The organism is Bordetella sp. BOR01, from assembly GCF_019218885.1.
Classification (GTDB): domain Bacteria; phylum Pseudomonadota; class Gammaproteobacteria; order Burkholderiales; family Burkholderiaceae_B; genus Bordetella_A.
This window is the reverse complement of sequence record NZ_JAHUWT010000003.1, coordinates 475283-490672: the sequence shown is the minus strand read 5'-3', so window position 1 is coordinate 490672 and position 15390 is coordinate 475283. Positions and strand designations below refer to the sequence as shown.

The 15390-nt window shown below is 65.3% G+C and carries 13 protein-coding genes; 11 read left to right on the top strand and 2 right to left on the bottom strand.

Features of this window, described 5'->3' with window-relative positions; all coding sequences use genetic code 11:
* The first annotated feature begins 16 nt into the window (after window positions 1–16).
* The 11 genes from atpE to KW845_RS17050 all read left to right on the top strand — a co-directional run bounded on the left by atpE (window position 17) and on the right by KW845_RS17050 (window position 12632).
* Entirely contained in the window at window positions 17–259 is a 243-nt protein-coding gene (atpE, locus tag KW845_RS17100) for a F0F1 ATP synthase subunit C (RefSeq protein WP_003815363.1), read from the top strand.
* A 148-nt stretch (window positions 260–407) separates the two neighbouring features.
* Window positions 408–878 (top strand): F0F1 ATP synthase subunit B, encoded by a 471-nt coding sequence (locus KW845_RS17095; RefSeq protein ID WP_218370536.1) that lies wholly within the window; start codon window positions 408–410, stop codon window positions 876–878.
* 12 nt (window positions 879–890) lie between these two features.
* Window positions 891–1430, top strand: a complete 540-nt coding sequence (locus KW845_RS17090) for a F0F1 ATP synthase subunit delta (protein ID WP_218370535.1) — start codon at window positions 891–893, stop codon at window positions 1428–1430.
* A 39-nt stretch (window positions 1431–1469) separates the two neighbouring features.
* Entirely contained in the window at window positions 1470–3011 is a 1542-nt protein-coding gene (gene atpA / locus KW845_RS17085; protein ID WP_218370534.1) for a F0F1 ATP synthase subunit alpha, read from the top strand.
* 99 nt (window positions 3012–3110) lie between these two features.
* Entirely contained in the window at window positions 3111–4016 is a 906-nt protein-coding gene (gene atpG, locus KW845_RS17080; RefSeq protein WP_218370533.1) for a F0F1 ATP synthase subunit gamma, read from the top strand.
* Window positions 4017–4059: 43 nt separating this feature from the next.
* Window positions 4060–5460, top strand: a complete 1401-nt coding sequence (atpD, locus tag KW845_RS17075; RefSeq protein WP_218370532.1) for a F0F1 ATP synthase subunit beta — start codon at window positions 4060–4062, stop codon at window positions 5458–5460.
* A 9-nt stretch (window positions 5461–5469) separates the two neighbouring features.
* Window positions 5470–5895: a F0F1 ATP synthase subunit epsilon gene (locus KW845_RS17070; RefSeq protein WP_218370531.1), complete on the top strand. Its 426-nt coding sequence runs from the start codon at window positions 5470–5472 to the stop codon at window positions 5893–5895.
* A 215-nt stretch (window positions 5896–6110) separates the two neighbouring features.
* On the top strand, window positions 6111–6905 hold the full coding sequence (locus tag KW845_RS17065; protein WP_218370530.1) for a helix-turn-helix domain-containing protein: 795 nt from the start codon (window positions 6111–6113) through the stop codon (window positions 6903–6905).
* A gap of 105 nt (window positions 6906–7010) precedes the next feature.
* Window positions 7011–8084, top strand: a complete 1074-nt coding sequence (gene hemE, locus KW845_RS17060; RefSeq protein ID WP_218370529.1) for a uroporphyrinogen decarboxylase — start codon at window positions 7011–7013, stop codon at window positions 8082–8084.
* Between the two features lie 349 nt (window positions 8085–8433).
* Entirely contained in the window at window positions 8434–10521 is a 2088-nt protein-coding gene (locus KW845_RS17055) for a primosomal protein N' (RefSeq protein WP_218370528.1), read from the top strand.
* Window positions 10522–10574: 53 nt separating this feature from the next.
* Window positions 10575–12632 carry a UvrD-helicase domain-containing protein gene (locus KW845_RS17050; protein WP_218370527.1) on the top strand — a complete coding sequence of 686 codons (2058 nt, stop codon included), beginning with the start codon at window positions 10575–10577 and terminating at the stop codon, window positions 12630–12632.
* A 23-nt stretch (window positions 12633–12655) separates the two neighbouring features.
* Here KW845_RS17050 and KW845_RS17045 read toward each other — a convergent pair whose 3' ends face one another.
* Together KW845_RS17045 and KW845_RS17040 are read right to left on the bottom strand one after the other, a co-directional pair.
* A complete protein-coding gene (locus KW845_RS17045; protein ID WP_218370526.1) occupies window positions 12656–13984 on the bottom strand; it encodes an MFS transporter in 1329 nt (442 codons plus the stop codon).
* A gap of 56 nt (window positions 13985–14040) precedes the next feature.
* Window positions 14041–15195, bottom strand: a complete 1155-nt coding sequence (locus KW845_RS17040) for a M20 aminoacylase family protein (RefSeq protein WP_218370525.1) — start codon at window positions 15193–15195, stop codon at window positions 14041–14043.
* Window positions 15196–15390: the final 195 nt, after the last annotated feature.

Sequence of the window (15390 nt, the reverse complement as noted above, 5' to 3'; positions counted from 1 at the left end):
TAACCAAGGAGTTGTCATGACCAACGTTGCTTTCGTTGCTCTCGCTTGCGGTCTTATCATCGGTCTGGGCGCTATCGGCGCTTGCATCGGCATCGCATTGATGGGCGGCAAGTACCTGGAAGCTTCGGCTCGTCAGCCTGAACTGATGAACGCGCTGCAGACCAAGATGTTCCTGCTGGCTGGCCTGATCGACGCGGCGTTCCTGATCGGTGTGGGTATCGCCATGCTGTTCGCCTTCGCCAACCCGTTCGTAGGCTAAGCCCGGCGGTCCATGGCAACGCCCGCCTGCGCAATGGCGGGCTTGACGCCGGCGGTAGCGAAATCCCTACGCTGCAGGTCGGCAAAGTATCGAGTGCTCCGCGACGCCTTTGGTGCGTCCGGGGCCGCAAGGTGTTAAAGGAACGACCGTGAATCTGAACGCGACGATCTTTTTCCAGATGCTCGTGTTCTTCGTTCTGGGCTGGTTCACGATGAAATTCGTGTGGCCGCCCCTGACGAAGGCGATGGACGAGCGCCGCCAAAAAATCGCCGACGGCCTGGCCGCCGCCGAGAAGGGCAAGGCCGATCTGGCCCAAGCCCAAGCGCGCGTCAGTCTGATCGAGGCTTCTGCCAAATCCGAGAACCATGCCCGCATCATCGAGGCCGAAAAGCAAGCCGCCTCGCTGATCGAGCAGGCTCGCCGCGAAGCTGAATCTGAACGCGCCCGCATCGTCGCCCAGGCGGCGCAGGATGCTGCGCAGGAAGTCCAGCGTGCCCGTGATACGCTGCGCGACGACGTCGCCGCGCTGGCTGTCAAGGGTGCTGAACAGATCCTCAAGCGCGAGGTTGACGCCCGCGCCCACGCCGAGCTGCTCAACCAGCTCAAGGCGCAGCTTTAATCCGGGAACGCCATGGCTGAACTTTCCACTGTCGCCAGGCCCTATGCCGAGGCGCTTTTCAGCGCGGCTCGCGACGACAAGGCCGGCTTGCCGGCCTGGGCCGACCTGATCGGCGAGCTGGCCCACGTGGCCGCTCAACCCGACGTGCGCGAAGCGATGTCCGATCCGCGCCTGGGCGATGCGCAGCGCGCCGAGCTGTTCACTGGCCTGATCCAGGCCCAGTTGCCCCAAGCCGTCCGCAATTTCATCGAACTGCTGGTGGCCAACGACCGGCTGCTGTTGCTGCCCATCATCGCCAAGCAATTCGTCGCGCTGCAGAATCACCACGAAGGCACGGCGCAGGCGGAAATCACCAGCGCGTTCGAGCTCAGCGATGCCCAGGTCAAAGAACTGGTCGATGCGCTAGAAACCAAGTTCGGTCTCAAGCTCAAGCCCAGCGTCACCGTCGACAAGTCGCTTATCGGCGGCGTGCGCGTGGCGGTCGGCGACCAGGTGCTCGATACTTCCGTACAAGCCCAATTGGCCCGCTTGCGGGATACGCTGGCCGCCTGACGCGCGCACGGCCAGACAAACAGGATTCCAGGAGTCAATATGCAACTCAATCCCTCCGAGATCAGCGAACTGCTCAAGAGCCGCATCGAGGGCCTGGGCGCTTCGGCTGACATTCGCACCCAGGGCACCGTGGTGTCCGTAACCGACGGCATTACCCGCGTCCACGGCCTGTCCGACGTGATGCAGGGCGAAATGCTCGAATTCCCCGACAACGTCTTCGGCGTGGCGCTCAACCTCGAGCGCGACTCCGTCGGCGCCGTGATTCTGGGCGACTACACCGGCGTGTCCGAAGGCGACCAGGTCAAGACCACCGGCCGCATTCTCGAAGTGCCGGTCGGCCCCGAACTGCGTGGCCGCGTGGTCAACACGCTGGGTGTGCCCATCGACGGCAAAGGCCCGATCGACACCAAAGAAACCGACATCATCGAAAAAGTGGCGCCTGGCGTGATTGCCCGCCGCTCGGTGTCGCAGCCGCTGCAAACCGGTATCAAGGCCATCGACTCGATGGTGCCGATCGGCCGCGGCCAGCGCGAACTGATCATCGGCGACCGCCAGACCGGCAAGACCGCCGTTGCGGTCGACACCATCATCAGCCAGAAGGGCAAGGGCGTCACCTGCGTGTACGTCGCCATCGGCCAGAAGGCGTCGACCATCAACAACGTGGTGCGCAAGCTCGAAGAGCACGGCGCCATGGAATACACCATCGTCGTGGCCGCCTCGGCTTCCGACTCGGCCGCCATGCAGTACCTGGCCGCCTACGCCGGCTGCACCATGGGCGAGTACTTCCGCGATCGCGGCGAAGACGCCCTGATCATTTATGACGACCTGACCAAGCAAGCCTGGGCCTACCGCCAGGTCTCGCTGCTGCTGCGCCGTCCGCCGGGCCGCGAAGCCTACCCCGGCGACGTGTTCTACCTGCACTCGCGCCTGCTCGAGCGTGCCGCGCGCGTCAACGAAGAATACGTCGAGAAGTTCACCAACGGCGCCGTCAAGGGCAAGACCGGTTCGCTGACCGCGCTGCCGATCATCGAAACCCAGGCAGGCGACGTGTCGGCCTTCGTGCCGACCAACGTGATCTCGATCACCGATGGCCAGATCTTCCTGGAAACCGACCTGTTCAACGCAGGCGTGCGCCCCGCCATCAACGCCGGTATCTCGGTGTCGCGGGTGGGTGGTGCGGCCCAGACCAAGGTCATCAAGAAGCTGTCCGGCGGTATCCGTACCGACCTGGCGCAGTACCGTGAACTGGCCGCCTTCGCGCAATTCGCCTCCGACCTCGACGACGCCACCCGTCGCCAGCTCGAGCGCGGCAAGCGCGTGGTCGAACTGCTCAAGCAGCCGCAATACCAGCCGCTGCAGGTGTGGGAACTGGCCGTCACGCTGTACACGGTCAACAATGGCTACCTGGACGACGTGGACGTGGCGCAGGTCCTGGCCTTCGAAAAATCGCTGAAGGATCAACTGAAGGCCAAGCATGCCGGCCTGATCCAGCGCGTCGAAGACACCAAGGAACTGTCCAAGGACGACGAAGCCGAATTGGCTGCCGCCATCCAGGATTTCAAGAAGCACGGTGCTTTTTAAGGCAATGTCTGGCGTAGTGGCGGGCCTGGCGCCCGCCCTACGGTAGGGCGGGGCGAGCCCCGGCCGCATCCCGCCAAGCCGTTACAACAGGAAAGCGCAATGCCCGGAATCAAGGAAATCCGAACCAAGATCAAGAGCGTGCAAAACACGCGCAAGATCACCAAGGCGATGGAAATGGTCGCTGCATCCAAAATGCGCAAGGCGCAGGAACGGATGCGCGCGGGTCGTCCGTACGCCACCAAGGTGCGCGAGATTGCCGCGCACCTGATGCAGGCCAACCCCGAATACAGCCACCCGTACCTGGTCGAACGCGACATCAAGGCGGTGGGCGTGGTGCTGGTTACCACCGACAAGGGTCTGTGCGGCGGCCTGAACACCAACATCAGCCGTGTGACGCTGGCCAAGCTGAAAGACTTCGATCAGCGCGGCATCCGCGTGCAGGCCACGGCGTTTGGCAACAAGGGCCTGGGCCTGCTGACCCGTATCGGCGCCGACCTGGTTTCGCACGAAGTGCAGTTGGGCGACAAGCCCGACCTCGACCGCCTGCTGGGTGCCATCAAGGTGCAGCTCGACGCCTACCTGAACGGCGAGATCGACGCGCTGTACGTGGCGGCCACTCGCTTCATCAATACCATGAAGCAAGAGCCGGTGTTCCTGCGCTTGCTGCCGCTGGCCAGCGGTTTGGATGATCCCTTCCAGACGGGTGTCGAGACCCTGGCTCCTACCGCCGAGGTCAAGTCGAACTACAGCTGGGACTACATCTACGAGCCCGACGCCAAGAGCGTGATCGACGACCTGTTGCAGCGTTACGTCGAAGGCCTGCTGTACCAGGCCGTGGCCGAGAACATGGCCTCGGAGCAGTCGGCCCGGATGGTCGCCATGAAGGCAGCATCGGACAACGCCAAGAAGGTCATCGGCGAACTGCAGCTGGTCTACAACAAGACCCGCCAGGCGGCGATCACCAAGGAAATTTCGGAAATCGTAGGGGGCGCGGCCGCCGTCTGAGCAGCCTGCATCCCGTCAAAATGCTATCAAGCAAGGAATCGACATGAGCAACGGAACCATCGTTCAGTGCATCGGCGCCGTGGTGGATATTCAGTTCCCCCGCGATCACATGCCCAAGATCTACGAAGCGCTTACCCTGGCCGACGACACTTCGCCGTTCGCCGAAAAGGGCCTGACGCTGGAAGTGCAGCAGCAGCTGGGTGACGGCGTGGTGCGCACCATCGCGCTGGGCTCCAGCGACGGCCTGCGTCGCGGCATGAAGGTCGCCGGCACCGGCGCGCCGATCTCGGTGCCGGTGGGCATCGGCACGCTGGGCCGCATCATGGACGTGCTGGGTCGTCCCATCGACGAAGCCGGCCCCATCCAGCACGAAGAAAAGCGCGGCATCCACCAGCCGGCTCCCCGTTTCGACGAACTGTCGCCGTCGGTAGAGCTGCTCGAGACCGGCATCAAGGTTATCGACCTGGTGTGCCCGTTCGCCAAGGGCGGCAAGGTGGGCCTGTTCGGCGGCGCCGGCGTGGGCAAGACCGTCAACATGATGGAACTGATCAACAACATTGCCAAGCAGCATAGCGGCTTGTCGGTGTTTGCCGGCGTGGGCGAGCGTACCCGCGAAGGCAACGACTTCTACCATGAAATGGAAGAGTCGAAGGTGCTGGACAAGGTCGCCATGGTGTTCGGCCAGATGAACGAACCCCCGGGCAACCGCCTGCGCGTGGCCCTGACCGGCCTGACCATGGCCGAGAAGTTCCGCGACGAAGGCCGCGACATCCTGTTCTTCGTTGACAACATCTACCGCTACACCCTGGCCGGTACCGAAGTGTCGGCACTGCTGGGCCGCATGCCGTCGGCCGTGGGCTACCAGCCCACGCTGGCCGAAGAAATGGGCAAGCTGCAAGAACGCATCACGTCTACCAAGACCGGTTCCATTACGTCGATCCAGGCCGTGTACGTGCCCGCCGACGACTTGACCGACCCGTCGCCCGCCACGACCTTCCAGCATTTGGATTCCACCGTGGTGCTGTCGCGTGACATCGCCGCACTGGGTATCTACCCCGCCGTGGATCCGCTGGATTCGTCCAGCCGCCAGCTCGACCCGCAAGTCGTGGGCGAAGAGCACTACGCGGTGGCCCGCGGCGTGCAGCAGACGCTGCAGCGCTACAAAGAACTGCGCGACATCATCGCCATTCTGGGCATGGACGAACTGTCGCCCGACGACAAGCAGGCCGTGGCCCGCGCCCGCAAGATCCAGCGCTTCCTGTCGCAGCCGTTCCACGTGGCCGAAGTGTTCACCGGTTCGCCGGGCAAGTATGTGCCGCTGGCCGAAACCATCCGCGGTTTCAAGATGATCGTCGAGGGCGAGTGCGACGCCTTGCCCGAGCAGGCGTTCTACATGGTCGGCACCATCGACGAAGCCTTCGAGAAGGCCAAGAAACTGCAATAAGGATTTCATATGGCTACCCTGCAAGTGGATGTCGTCAGTGCAGAAGAAGCAATCTTCGCCGGTGAGGCGAAGTTCGTGACGCTGCCTGGCGAAGCGGGCGAGCTGGGCATACTGCCCGGCCATACCCCGCTGATTTCGCGCATACGCCCCGGGACGGTCAAGATCGTCCGTGCCGATGGAGGCGAGGAAAACATCTTCGTCGCCGGGGGCATCCTGGAAGTGCAGCCGGGCATGGTCACGGTGCTGGCCGATACGGCCATCCGTGCCGCCGACCTGGACGAAGCCCGTGCCGTGGCAGCACGCGAGAAAGCCGAAGAGGCCTTGCGCAATACCAAGGACAAGGCCGACATCGCGGTCGTCGAAGCCGAGCTGGCCATGTTGGCAGCCCAGGCTATCGCAGCCCGCAAGCTGCGCCAGACGCGCAACACGCACTGACAGCAGCAAGCAGTACCGCGGCGCGCCGGGCCATGCTCGGCGCGTACGCCACCCGAAGGCGGCCATGGCCGCCTTTTTTCATGTGCCCGCCAAGCACAGTTGGCGTCCCGCCGGCAGCCGTATCCGTATAAGCCGCAGCGCGACAATTGCGGATATCGCTGGGGTGCCCTGAAGCGTACGCTTTCATTTCTTGCGTACGTATCCAGGAGCCTGACTTGCGGGAAACACTTGATTGCGCTGTGCTGATGACCCCCGGCCATGAAGCCTGGGTACAAAATTGGGTGAACAGCCATCACGGCCAACTGGGCCGCGTGCGGCTACATGCCCAGCAACTGTCCGAACTGGCGCCCGGGGCGCCCGACACCCGGCTGCTGGCGCGGGCGCGGTTGGCACTGCGGCGCTTCGACGGCTGCGTCGTACCGGTGGCGCCCGCTTCGCTGTCTTGGGTACGCACGGTATTGGCCAATGCCGGCGGCGAACCGCGTACGCCATTGGTGGCCTTGGTGTTCGACATTACCGCACCCGCCATCCTGGACCTGCTGGCATTGGGCGCAGCCGACTTCGTCCGCGCGCCGGTTTGCCTTGATGAACTACGCGCCCGCCTGGTGCGCCTGCGCCGCGCAGCCTTGCCGGCGGCAGCGCAGGGCGGCACGGGCGGCCCCGCCGGCGCACCCTGCGGGGTGCGCGAACCCGTGCTGTCGTATGGCGCCCGGCCAGGCCCGCGCCGGGCAAGCACACGGGCCCGCCTTGAATCGGCCCTGGCCGCCTTGCACGCGCTAGAGGCCACCCAGGCCGACGAACCCTTCCAGCAGGCCAAGGCCCGCATGGTCGACGGCTTCGAGCGCGAATACCTGCGCCGGGCATTGTCGCGCCATGCCGGCAACGTAGCCCAGGCGGCACGCGCGTCCAGTAAGCACCGGCGAGCGTTCTGGGCGCTGATGCGCAAGCATCGCATCGATGCCACGCCTTATCGCAGTGGGGCCGGCCCCCGCCCCGACGCAACGGGCTAGCCGCAGCCCGCTCGGCCCGAAGGGCTCGCGCACGGCTTGTTGCGCGTCGGGGCCGATGCCTTCCACGAAGGGTAAAATCACGGCTTCCGTTTCCGAAGGATAGTCGTGTCCGCTGCCCCCCTGAAGAACGACGTGTTCCTGCGCGCCTTGCTGCGCGAACCCGTCCCCTATACCCCCATCTGGCTGATGCGCCAGGCTGGGCGCTACCTGCCCGAATACAACGCCACGCGCGCGCGCGCTGGCTCATTCATGGGGCTGGCGCAGAATCCCGACTACGCCGCAGAAGTCACGTTGCAGCCCTTGGCGCGCTACGACCTGGATGCGGCCATCCTGTTTTCCGACATCCTTACCGTGCCGCATGCCATGGGCCTGGGGCTGGATTTCGCGCCCGGCGAAGGCCCGCGCTTTGCGCGGCCCGTGCGTACCGAAGACGATGTGGCCCGCCTGTCGGTGCCCGACATGGAATCGCTGCGCTACGTATTCGATGCCGTGTCGGTCATCCGGCGCGAACTCGACGGCAGGGTGCCGCTGATCGGCTTTGCCGGCAGCCCCTGGACCATCGCCTGCTACATGGTCGAAGGCCGCGGCAGCGACGATTACCGTCTCATCAAGACCTTGCTGTATTCCCGGCCCGATTTGCTGCACCGCATTCTCGAGATCAACGCGCAGGCCACGCTGCAATACCTGAACGCGCAGATCCAGGCGGGAGCCCAGGCCGTGATGCTGTTCGACAGCTGGGGCGGCGTATTGGCCGACGGGCTGTTCCAGCAATTCTCGCTGGCCTACACCCGCAAGGTGGTGGACGGGCTTACGCGCGAACACCAGGGCCGCCGCGTGCCTGTCATCGTGTTCACCAAGGGCGGCGGGCAGTGGCTGGAAGCCATTGCCGGCTGCGGTTGCGATGCCGTGGGCCTGGACTGGACGGTGAGCCTGGGCCAGGCGCGGCTGCGCACCGGCGATGGCGTGGCCCTGCAAGGCAACCTGGACCCCATGACGCTGTTCGGCGGCGCCAATGCCATACGCGCCGAGGCGCGCCGCACGCTGGATGCGTTCGGGCCGGCGGGCCGCGGCGGCCATGTGTTCAATCTGGGGCACGGCATCTCGCAATACACCCCACCCGAAGCCGTCACCGAATTGGTCGACGAAGTGCACGCCTACAGCCGCGCCATGCACGCCTAAGTAAGTGTCCGCTTTCACGCCAGAGGCGCTGCCCGCGTACTTCGTGAACCGACTTGTGCACAGTAGCGAGACAAGTCGGGATAACCCCAAGTAGCTGGCAGCGATTCTGGAAAATGTTTATAACTATATGAATATAAAAAGAAAATAAAGGTGAATTGGCGCCTCGGTGCAATCCGGGACGCTATTCGTCTTGACATCGAGCAAGGTTGTTGGGTGTTTTCCCCAAAGTTATCCACAGGCAGCTGTGGATCTGGCATTTCAGTCCAGCCTGACAATCTCTTAGCTGCAAAACCAAGAATTCACTTTAACTTGTCCATGCCCTTCAGCCTGCTTTTCGTTCCCGCCGCCCATGCCTGACGATTCCGAGGGCATCGGTCCGCGCATGGATGCCTGGGTGCGTGTGGCGCTGGACGTTCCGCTGCCCGGTCCCTTCGACTACCGCGCCCAGGCCCCGGTGCCGGTCGGCACGCGCGTCATCGTGCCGTTCGGGCGCCGCAAGCTGATCGGGGTGGTGGTGGACAATCCCGAGGGCCCGGCGGTCGATGCTGCCCAGGTGCGCGATATCGAGCAAGTGCTGCAAGACCTGCCGCCTTTGCCGGTCGACTGGCTGCGCCTGGCACGCTTTGCGGCCGACTACTACCAACGGCCGCTGGGCGAAGTGATGCTGCCGGCCATGCCGCCGCCGTTGCGCAAGCCCTCGGCTTACCAGGGCAAGCGGTCGGGACAGGGGCCGGTGGCCCGCCTGGAGGCGCGCAAGGCAAAAGCCGCGGACACGTCCGTTGCCACTGTGCCCGACCAGGCCCCCGAACTCAATGCCGACCAGCTCGCGGCCGTCGAGGCCGTAGCGGCCGTGGCAGGCTTCAAGCCGGTGCTGCTGCATGGCGTGACGGGCAGCGGCAAGACCGAGGTCTACCTGCATGTCGCGCAGCGTGTACTGGCCGCGGGCCGCCAGGTGCTGCTGCTGGTGCCCGAGATCAACCTGACGCCGCAACTGGAAGGCGCATTGCGCAAGCGCCTGGAATCCGTGCTGGGCGCCGACGGCCTGGCCGTGCTGCACAGCGGCTTGTCCGACGGCGAACGCCTGCAGGCCTGGGCGCGCGCGCAGCGCGGGCAGGCACGCATGCTGCTGGGCACTCGCATGGCCATCTTTGCGCCGCTGTCCGAACTGGGCCTGATCGTGGTCGACGAAGAGCACGATGCCTCGTATAAGCAGCAGGAAGGCCTGCGCTATTCGGCACGCGACCTGGCGGTATGGCGGGCACGCGACCTGGATATCCCGGTGCTGCTGGGCTCGGCCACCCCGTCGCTGGAAAGCTGGCACCATGCAACACGCGGCCATTACCTGCGCCTGGCGCTACCGGGCCGGGCGCGGGTCAGCACCCTGCCGGCGATCCGGCTGATCGATACGCGCCGCCTGGCCATGCGCCAGGGCATGTCGCCGCAACTGACCGAGGCCATCGGCCAGCGGCTGGAACGCGGCGAACAATCGCTGGTGTTCCTGAATCGCCGCGGTTACGCGCCGGTGCTGCATTGTGCGTCGTGCGCATGGGTCAGCCATTGTCCGCGCTGTTCGGCGTTTACCGTGCTGCATCGAACCACGGGCCATGGCCATCGCCTGCATTGCCACCATTGCGGCTACCAGGCGCCGGTGCCGCGTGCCTGCCCGGAATGCGGCGACCAGGACCTGGAGCCCATGGGGCGTGGCACGCAGCGGGTCGAAGAGCACCTGGCCGAATTGTTCCCGCAGGCGCGTATCTCGCGTATCGATGCCGACAGTACCCGCCGCAAGGGCAGTGCGCAAACCCTGTTCGCCGCCGTGCATGCGGGCGAGGTCGACATCCTGGTGGGCACCCAGATGGTGGCCAAGGGACACGATTTCGCACGCCTGGGCCTGGTGGGCGTGCTTAACGCCGACTCGATGCTGTTCGCGCACGATTTTCGCGCGCCCGAGCGGCTGTTCGCCCAATTGATGCAGGTGGCGGGGCGGGCCGGCCGCCACGGCAGCGGCGGCGAAGTGCTGATCCAGACCGGCTACCCTGAACAGCACATCTACCAGGCATTGCTGCGCCACGACTACGCCGGCTTTGCCCGCCATGCGCTCGAAGAGCGCGAGACCACCGGCCTGCCGCCGTTTGCCTACCAGGCCCTGTTGACCTCAGAGGCGCGCGAGCTGGCGCAGGCGCTGGCGTTCCTGCAGCAGGCGCGCGCGCTGGCGGCCGATAGCGATTTTCCTGGCGTTTCGGCGCTGACCCTGTACGATCCAGTACCCTTGCGCGTGGTGCGCGTTGCCAATATCGAGCGTGCGCAATTGCTGCTGGAAAGTAACAGCCGGCCTGCCTTGCAGGGCTTTCTGGCCGCGTGGTCGGCCTACCTGCCCGCCATGGCGGCAGAAGCCCGCGTGCGCTGGCAATTGGAAGTAGACCCCCTTGAAATCTAGGCCCTGCTCATGCGATGCGTGGCTCCTTTTAGTGTGAACAGATCCTAGCCCTCATGTCCGACAGCGCACCCATCGGCCACGGCCTCAATCCCGCCCAGAAAGAAGCCGTCCTGTACCTGGACGGCCCTTGCCTGGTGCTGGCGGGCGCCGGCAGCGGCAAGACGCGCGTCATCACGCAGAAAATCGCCTACCTGTTGCGCGAGTGCGGCTACATGGGCCGCAACGTGGTGGCGCTGACCTTCACCAACAAGGCGGCGCGCGAGATGGACGAGCGCGTCAAGACGCTGGTTGACCGCAAGCTGGCCAAGGGGCTGACCATCAGCACCTTTCATTCGCTGGGCGTCAAGCTGCTGCGCGAAGAGGCACGCCACGCCGGGCTGAAGCCGCAGTTCTCCATCCTGGACGCGGACGACGCCATGGCCATCATCCAGGAACTGCTGGCCACCACCGACCGCGGCCGGCTGCGCAGCGTGCAGTCGATCATTTCGCTGTGGAAGAACGGGCTGCTCAGCCCCGACGACGCGGCGCGTACCGCTGCCACACCGGGCGAGGTCGAGGCGGCGCACGTGTATCGCAACTACAGTGCCACCCTGGCTGCCTACCAGGCAGTGGATTTCGACGACCTGATCCGCATTCCCGCGCAACTGCTGGAAAGCAACGAAGCCGTACGCACCCGCTGGCAGAACCGCGTGCGCTATCTGCTGGTGGACGAATACCAGGACACCAACGTGTGCCAGTACCGGCTGGTGCAGTTGCTGTGCGGCGACCGGGCCATGTTCACGGCGGTGGGCGATGACGACCAGGCCATCTACGCCTGGCGCGGCGCCACCATCGAGAACCTGGCCAAGCTCACCACCGACTACCCGCAACTGAAGCTGATCAAGCTGGAACAGAATTACCGCTCGGTGCAGCGCATCCTGGCGGCGGCCAACACAGTCATCGAAAAGAATCCCAAGCTGTTCGACAAGAAGCTGTGGTCGGACCTGGGCGTGGGCGAGCCCATCCTGGTGTCGCCCATGGACAGCGACGAGCACGAGGCCCAGTCGATCGCCATGAAGATCTCGGCGGCCCGCTTCGAGCGGCAGGCGCAATGGAAAGACTTCGCCATCCTGTATCGCGGCAACCACCAGTCGCGCATTCTTGAGCAGGCGCTGCGCAACTTGAAAATCCCGTACACCATCGCCGGTGGCCAAAGCTTCTTCGACAAGGCCGAAGTGCGCGATATCCTGGCCTATCTGCGCCTGGTCGCCAACGACGACGACGACCCGGCCTTCATCCGGGCGGCCACCACGCCCAAGCGCGGTATCGGCCAGGCCACTTTGCAGGTGCTGGGCCAGTATGCGGCCCAGCGCGAGGTCTCGCTGCTGGCCGCCGTGGCGGAATCGGGGCTGGAAAGCCTGCTGCAGCCGCGCCAACTCGAGTCGCTGCGTACCTTTGCCGAATACATCCGCCGCATCCAGTGGCGGGCCGGCCGCGGCCGCACCGATGGCAGCGGCTCGGCCGAGCCGGCCGGCGCCATCCTGGACGACATGCTGGGGGCGATCCAGTACGAGCGCTATCTGTATGACATGCTGGAAGAAAAGCCGGCCCAGACGCGTTGGGAAAACGTGCTGGAACTGACCGGCTGGCTCAAGCGCAAGGCCGAAGAAGACGGCATGTCGCTGTTCGACCTGGTGCAGCACGTGGCGCTGATCACCATGCTCGAGCGTGGCGAAGAAGAAGAGCCCGACGCGGTGAAGCTGTCGACGCTGCATGCCTCCAAGGGGCTGGAGTACCCGCACGTGTACCTGGCTGGCGTGGAAGAAGGCCTGCTGCCGCACCTGGGCAAGGATGACGAAGACGGCGATCCGGCGCGGGCGGCCGAGAACCTGGCCATCCGCATCCAGGAAGAGCGGCGCCTGATGTACGTCGGCATCACGCGCGCGCAGCGCAGCCTGAACCTGAGCTGGTGCAAGAAACGCCGGCGCGCCCGCGAGGACATGGTGCGCGAGCCCTCGCGCTTCATCGAGGAAATGGGCCTGGGCGATGTCCGCGTGCAAGAAGACGAAGCCACCCGCGCCATGAGCCCCAAAGAGCGCCTGGGCATGCTGAAGGCGTTGCTGCAGAAGTAAACGCCCGCGTCCGCCGGCGCGCGTCAGGGTACGGGCCGGGCAGCGGCGGGCATGGCGAGCTGCGCATACGACCGCTTCAACAGCAGCAGCCCGGCCACGCCTATGGCCACGCAGACCAGCACGTAGTAGGCGGGCACCATGCGGTCGTGGGTGTATTCGATCAGTGCCGTGTTGATGAAGGGCGCCAATCCGCCGAAAAGCATGACCCCGAAGTTGTAGGCCAGCGAGACGCCGGTAGACCGTATGTGCACCGGCAGCACCTCGGTCATGAGCGCGGGCGTGGGGCCCCAGATGAAGGCCATGGCCATGGCGGCCAGTATCTGTGCCTGCATCAGCAGGCCGGGGCTGGGCGCCTGCAGCACGCGCGCCAGCATCACCCACGATATCAGGCCGAACAGCACCGCGGCCGGCAGCATCATGGCGCGGCGCCCGTAGCGGTCGGACAGTATGCCCGCCAGCGGGCACAGCACCAGGATGACCACCGCGGAAACCGCCGTGCTGAGCTGGGCATCGGCCATCGACAACCCCAGTTCCCTGACCGCGTAGATGGGAAGATAAAGCAGCATTACGTAGTTCGACCCCGTGCCCAGCACAATGACGCAGAACGAGCCGATGAGCTCGCGCGGGTACTGCGCCAGCACGCGCGAAAGCGGCACGCGGGTGGCGTGCGTGCGGGTGGCCTGCCAGCGCAGGAACTCCGGCGTTTCGTCGACATGGGAACGCAGGTAGAAGCCGATGGGGCCGATCAGGATGCCGAACAGGAAAGGTACGCGCCATCCCCAGCTATGCAGCGCTTCGGGCGACAGGTGCGCCGACAGCAAGTACGCCACCGCCGCGCCGGCCGAGAACGCCAGCGATTGCGAGCACATCTGGAAGCTGCCGTAGTAGCCGCGGCGGCCCAGCGGCGCGAATTCCACCAGCATGGCGCTGGCGCTGGCGAATTCCCCGCCTACCGAGAAGCCCTGGATCAGGCGGGCCGCCAGCATCAGCACCGAGGCGGCCAGGCCGATCGAGGCATAGGTGGGCAGCATGCCTATCATGGCCGTTCCGCCCGCCATCATCAGGATCATGAGCGACAGCGCGCGCTTGCGGCCATGGCGATCGGCATAGATGCCCAGCACCAGGCCGCCCAGCGGCCGGATGAGAAACGCCACGCCAAATGTCGCCAGGCCCAGCAGCAGCGACACGCCGGCGCTTTCCGCCGGAAAGTACAACCGGGAAATAATGGCGGCGAACATGCCGTAGATCGCGAAATCGAACCACTCGAATGCATTGCCCAGCACCGAGGCGATGACGACGCGCCGGCGCATGGCAGGTGAAACAGGGACTTCCGTGGATGCGGTGGTACGCATGAGCGTCTCCTGGGGAAGGGCGTGGGCCCGGGTGGGCGGTACGCGGCCGCCTCGTGTTATCGCAGGCGGTCGTACACGATCTCGGCGAAGACACTGGCGCCGATGGGCAGGATCTCGTCGTCGAAATCGAATTCGGGGTGATGGCAGAACGGCCCGTCCTGGCCCACGAAGAAGTAGGCGCCGGGGCGCTGCTGCAGCATGAACGAAAAATCTTCCGAGGCCATCAGCGGCGTGACCTGGTCATCGACCGACGCGGCACCCACCACCCGGGCCGCGGCGCGCGCCACCGCGGCGGCTGGCTCGGCGGCGTTGATGGTGGGCGGGCAGCCCAGTTCGAATTCGCAGTCGATGGTGGTGCAATGGGCTTGTGCCAGGCCGCCGCAGATCTCGCGCATGCGGCGCAGCACCGTGTCGCGGCCCACTGCGGACAGGCTGCGCACTGTGCCCTGCAGTTCGACCTGGTCGGGGATCACGTTGGGCGCCGTGCCGGCATGGAAGGTGCCCACGCTGATCACCGCCGCATCCAGCGGGTCGATCGACCGGCTGACCATGGTTTGCAGCATGCCGGCCAGCTGGCAGGCGACGGTGATGGGGTCGTTGCCCTTGTGCGGCGCGGCGCCATGGCTGCCCACGCCTTGCACGCGGATGCGAAACACATCGCCGGCCGACAGCACCGGCCCGGCGCGTACGCCAACCCGGCCCGTCCCCAGCATGGGATTGTTGTGCAGCCCATAGATCTCATCGCAGCGAAAGCGCTCGAAGAGCCCGTCGTCGATCATGGCGCTGGCCCCGCTCAGGGTTTCCTCGGCGGGCTGGAAGATGAAATGCACAGTGCCGGCGTAGTCGTTGTGCAGGGCCAGGTACTGGGCCGTGGCCAGCAGGATGGCGGTATGGCCATCGTGGCCGCAGCCATGGAAGCGGCCGTCGTGCGTGGAACGGTGGGGCAGGCCAGTGCGTTCCTGCATGGGCAGGGCGTCCATGTCGGCGCGCAGTCCCAATGCGCCGGGGCCCGGCCGGCTGCCGCGCAGCACGCCCACCAGGCCGGTTCCGCCGATGCCGCGGTGCACCTCGATGCCCCATTGCTGCAGCTTGGCGGCCACCAGGTCGGATGTGCGGTGTTCCTGGAACCCCAGCTCGGGGTGGGCATGGATATCCCGGCGCCAGGCAGAAAATTCGCCTCGGCGGGCATCGAACCATGGATGTACGGGCATTGCTGCTCCTTCGGCCGGTGCATCGGGCCGGACGCCTTGCCGTGGGCCGGCGCCGTGGCTTGCACAGATAGTTGAAACTCAAAATATTCTTTAATAATAATAGTTGTTGTATAAGAATAAATTAGTGGAAAACCATTAGCCGGCATTGGCCGGCGCATGGCCGGGACGGTGCCGCTCCCTGTATCGCCTTACACT